General features: G+C 65.7%; 3 protein-coding genes. All 3 read right to left on the bottom strand.

The genetic code is table 11. The annotated features are described in order from the left end of the window. Positions 1–76 precede the first annotated feature (76 nt). The 3 genes from trpD to trpE all read right to left on the bottom strand — a co-directional run bounded on the left by trpD (position 77) and on the right by trpE (position 3,345). Complete coding sequence (gene trpD / locus K6T56_12560) at positions 77–1,108, bottom strand: anthranilate phosphoribosyltransferase (GenBank protein MCL6557172.1); 1,032 nt, start codon at positions 1,106–1,108, stop codon at positions 77–79. Continuing rightward, the gene (gene pabA / locus K6T56_12565; GenBank protein ID MCL6557173.1) at positions 1,105–1,722 is read right to left on the bottom strand and encodes an aminodeoxychorismate/anthranilate synthase component II; all 618 of its coding nucleotides are present in this window, start codon (positions 1,720–1,722) and stop codon (positions 1,105–1,107) included. Before pabA ends, trpD begins: the two co-directional genes overlap by 4 nt. Positions 1,723–1,869: 147 nt before the next feature. After that, positions 1,870–3,345 carry an anthranilate synthase component I gene (trpE, locus tag K6T56_12570; protein ID MCL6557174.1) on the bottom strand — a complete coding sequence of 492 codons (1,476 nt, stop codon included), beginning with the start codon at positions 3,343–3,345 and terminating at the stop codon, positions 1,870–1,872. Between the last annotated feature and the right edge of the window lie 101 nt (positions 3,346–3,446).

Raw genomic sequence — 3,446 nt, forward strand, 5'->3', positions numbered from 1 at the left:
GATGGGGCAAAATGCTCGCACATTCTGACCCACCTACCCGTTAATCAAAATTGCACTTCAAACTTGAATCCGCGGTTCAGGGTTTTGCTTTGGCCCGCTGGGAAAACTCCCTGAGTGCCTCGAATTTCGCCCTGGCCGCGCCGCTTTCGATGGCGCTGAGCGCCCGGGCCACGCCCTCGGCCAGGGTGGCCGCCACGCCGCCCACATACACCGCGGCGCCGGCATTGAGGCAGACGATGTCCCGCGCCGGGCCATCCACATTGTCGAAGACGGAAAGCAGCATCGCCACTGCCTCGTCGATGTTGTGCACCACGAGTTTTTCCGAGGGGCAGGGATCGAAACCGAAGGCCTGGGGGGTGAGGGTGTATTCGGTCACACAGCCGTCCTTGAGCTCGGCAACGAAGGTATCGCCCCCCAGGCTGATTTCATCGAGGCCATCGGCGGCGTGCACCACCATGACGTGGCGGCTGCCCAGGGCTTGCAGTACGCGGGCAAGTTTGGGCACGAGATCGCGGGCGAAGACGCCCATGACCTGGTTCTTCGCCCCCGCCGGGTTGGTGAGCGGCCCGAGCAGGTTGAAGAGGGTGCGCACCCCCAGCTCGCGGCGCACCGGTGCCGCATAACGCATGGCACTGTGATAGTTGGGCGCGAACATGAAGCCAACGCCGATCTCACGGATGGCCGCGGCCACGTCTTCCGGGGTGAGGTTGACATTCACCCCCAAGGCCTCCAGCACGTCGGCGCTGCCGCAGGTACTGGAAACGGAACGGCCGCCATGCTTGGCCACCTTCACCCCCGCCGCGGCAGCGACGATGGCGGAAGCAGTGGAGATGTTGAAGGTGTGGGCCCCGTCGCCGCCGGTGCCGCAGGTGTCCACCAGGTGCTCGTCGGGCGCCACCGGCACCCGTGTGGCAAGCTCCCGCATCACCTGCGCGGCGGCGGCGATTTCCGTCACCGTCTCGCCCTTGGCGCGCAGGGCGATGAGGATGCCCGCGATCTGCACCGGAGTGAGCTGCCCGGTCATGATCTGGTGCATGAGCTCGAGCATGTCCTCCTGGCCGAGGTCCCGCTTTTCGATCAGGGTGGTGAGTGCCTGCTTAAAAGTCATGGCGTCCTCCGCTGTTCCCCGTCTGCCCCCATGGGAGAGGGCTTGGGCGAGGGGGCTTTGAGGAAGTTGGCCAGCATCTCATGTCCATACTCGGTGAGGATGGATTCCGGGTGGAACTGCACGCCCTCCACGGGCAGCGTCCGGTGGCGCACGCCCATGATCTCGCCATCTTCGGTCCAGGCGGTGATTTCCAGACAATCCGGCAGGCTCTCGCGCTCGATGACCAGGGAATGGTAGCGGGTGGCGGTGAAGGGGCTGGGCAGTCCCGCGAACACCCCCACCCCCTTGTGATGGATGAGGGAGGTCTTGCCGTGCATGAGCGCTCTCGCATGCACGATGCGACCACCAAAGGCCTGGCCAATGGCCTGGTGCCCGAGACAGACGCCCAGGATGGGCACGCGGCCGGCGAAGGCCTGGATGAGGGGCACGGAAATGCCCGCCTCGTTGGGCGTGCAGGGCCCCGGCGAAATGACGATGTGGTCGGGAGCGAGCGCCTCGACCCCAGCAAGGTCGATTTCGTCATTGCGGCGCACCACCACCTCCTCACCCAGTTCGCCGAGGTATTGCACGAGGTTGTAGGTGAAGGAATCGTAGTTGTCGATCATCAGCACCATACCGAACCCCCCGCCCAGGCAAAGCGCCCGCTGGGCATCTCAAGCGTCATTGACGGCGCATCGTTCCTGTCGTTCCCGGCGCGATCGTCGCCATCCCGCTTCCTGCTTGCGCCTCGGCCGGTCCTGCCGCCCTGGTCTTTGCTGCTTTCAGCCATGGCCTGTGCCCAGTCCACCCAGCGCCATTTCCGCCGCCCGCAGCACGGCCCGCGCCTTGTTGTTGGTTTCCGCCCATTCGTTTTCCGGCACCGAATCGGCAACGATGCCCGCGCCCGCCTGCACGTGGAGGGTGCCCGCCTTCACCACCGCGGTGCGGATGGCAATGGCGAGATCCATGTCGCCATTGAAGCCGAGATAGCCCACGGCCCCGGCGTAAATGCCCCGCTTGCTGGGCTCCAGCTCGTCGATGATTTCCATGGCGCGCACCTTGGGCGCCCCGCTCACCGTGCCCGCGGGGAAGGTGGCGCGCAGTACATCCATGGCGTCGAGACCGGGTTTAAGCTTCCCTTCCACGTTGGAGACGATGTGCATGACGTGGGAGTAGCGTTCGATGACCATGTTCTCGGTCACCCGCACGCTGCCCGTCTGCGCCACCCGCCCCACATCGTTGCGCCCCAGGTCCATGAGCATGAGGTGCTCGGCCCGTTCCTTGGGATCGGCAAGCAGCTCCTCCCCGAGTCTTTCGTCCTCCTCGCGGGTGGCGCCCCGCGGGCGGGTGCCGGCGATGGGCCGCACGGTCACGGTGTCGCGCTCGAGGCGCACCAGGATTTCCGGCGAGGCGCCCACGACGTGGAAGTCGCCAAAATCACAGTGGAACATGTAGGGCGAAGGGTTGAGGCTGCGCAGCGCCCGGTAGAGGTTGATGGGGGGCGCGGGGAAACGCTGCGTCAGGCGTTGCGAAAGCACCACCTGCATGATGTCGCCCTCGAAGATGTAACGCTTGGCACGCTCCACCGCCTGTTTGAAGGCGGCCTCGCCGAATTCGGAGACGGCCTGCGCCCGCGGAAAGACGGGGGTGGGCGGCGGCGTCAGGGGTGCTGCCAGCGCCGCCTCCAGGGTTGTGAGCCGCTCAAGCGCCTGCGCATAGGCGCCGGGCTGCCGCGGATCGGCATAGACGACGATGTACAGCCGGCCCATGACGCTGTCCACCACCACCAGCTCCTCCGAGAGCAAAAGCAGGATGTCCGGTGTGCCGATGGGGTCGGGTTTGTTCACCCCGGCGAGTTTTTTCTCGATGTAGCGGACGGTGTCGTAGCCGAAATAGCCCACCAGCCCGCCGGCGAAGCGGGGCAGGCCGGGGCGTTCCGCCACCCGCAGCCGCTTCCGGTAGGCTTCGATGAAGGCAAGGGGATCGGCGCATTCCTCCCGTTCGATGAGCCCGGCCTCGTCCTCGACGCACACCTCATGGCCGCGCACCACGATGCGGACCCGCGCCGGCAGGCCGATGAAGGAATAGCGGCCGAAGCGCTCCCCCCCCTGCACCGATTCGAAGAGGTAGGAATAGGGCTGGTTGGCGAGCTTGAGATAGACGGCTAGCGGCGTGTCCAGGTCGGCCAGGGTTTCGCGCACCAGCGGCACGCGGTTATAGCCCTGACGGCCCAAGGCGAGGAATTCGTCTTCAGTCATCATGCACCCCGGGACACAACAGCATTAAACCCAGATTTGTCATTAGGGCGCGCGATGATGGCGAGCCGGGTTTCGAGCAGATTCGCGCACGGGCGACGAGC

It is taken from the genome of Burkholderiales bacterium (genome assembly GCA_023511995.1).
In the GTDB taxonomy this organism is placed as follows: domain Bacteria; phylum Pseudomonadota; class Gammaproteobacteria; order Burkholderiales; family Thiobacteraceae; genus Thiobacter.